The 615-nt window shown below is 51.5% G+C and carries 2 protein-coding genes; one reads left to right on the top strand and one right to left on the bottom strand.

Annotated elements, in window-relative coordinates:
- Positions 1-68: 68 nt before the first annotated feature.
- Positions 69-449 (bottom strand): mercuric ion transporter MerT, encoded by a 381-nt coding sequence (merT, locus tag N5J73_RS24170; protein WP_279941384.1) that lies wholly within the window; start codon positions 447-449, stop codon positions 69-71.
- Between the two features lie 69 nt (positions 450-518).
- On the opposite strand from merT, the gene N5J73_RS24165 reads away from it, so the two are divergent.
- Positions 519-615 (top strand): MerR family DNA-binding transcriptional regulator (locus N5J73_RS24165; RefSeq protein ID WP_117077133.1); only part of this gene is annotated, 97 nt, incomplete at its 3' end.

Below are 615 nucleotides of genomic sequence, written 5' to 3'. Positions count from 1 at the left end.
GGCAGGGGCAACAAAAGTAGCGGCTAGGGCAAGAGTGGTGAGCAGTTTTTTCATGATTTTTTCCTTAATTAGTAGAACAAAGGCATTACATACGGGAACGTCAGTGCAATGACAACCAGCGCAGCCACAATCCAAAAGATGACTTTGTACGACGTCTTGGATTGTGGGGCAGCGCATACATCTCCAGGCTCGCATGCTTGCGTAGTCCGGAAGATGGCGCGGTAGGCAAAAAACATCGCTACCAATGCCGCGCCAAGAAAGTAGGGTCGGTAAGGATCCAGGGCTGACAAGTTACTCATCCAAGCACCGCTAAAGCCCAACATGACCAACACGCACGGCCCTAAGTAGCAGCCCGACGCAAGAATGGCGGCCAGCCCACCGGCGAAGAGCGCGCCGCGCCCGTTTTGTGGTTCAGACTTTTGTGGTTCAGACTTTTGTGGTTCAGACATACGCTTGTCCTTTCAAATTTGGTTTGGATAGCTAGCTTACTTCCGTAGTTATGTACGGAGTCAAGCGATATGCAAATTAATTTTGAGAATCTGACCATTGGCGTTTTTGCCAAGGCGGCCGGGGTCAATGTGGAGACCATCCGGTTCTACCAGCGCAAGGGCCTGC

Source organism: Stenotrophomonas sp. GD03654, assembly GCF_029845105.1.
Taxonomy (GTDB): Bacteria; Pseudomonadota; Gammaproteobacteria; order Xanthomonadales; family Xanthomonadaceae; genus Stenotrophomonas; species Stenotrophomonas africana.
The sequence above is the reverse complement of the archived record's forward strand: the minus strand, read 5'-3'. Positions and strand labels throughout refer to the sequence as shown.

Excerpts from the sequence above, each read along its gene's own strand:
- merT (WP_279941384.1), bottom strand. The coding sequence starts at position 449 with ATGTCTGAACCACAAAAGTCTGAACCACAAAAGTCTGAACCACAAAAC.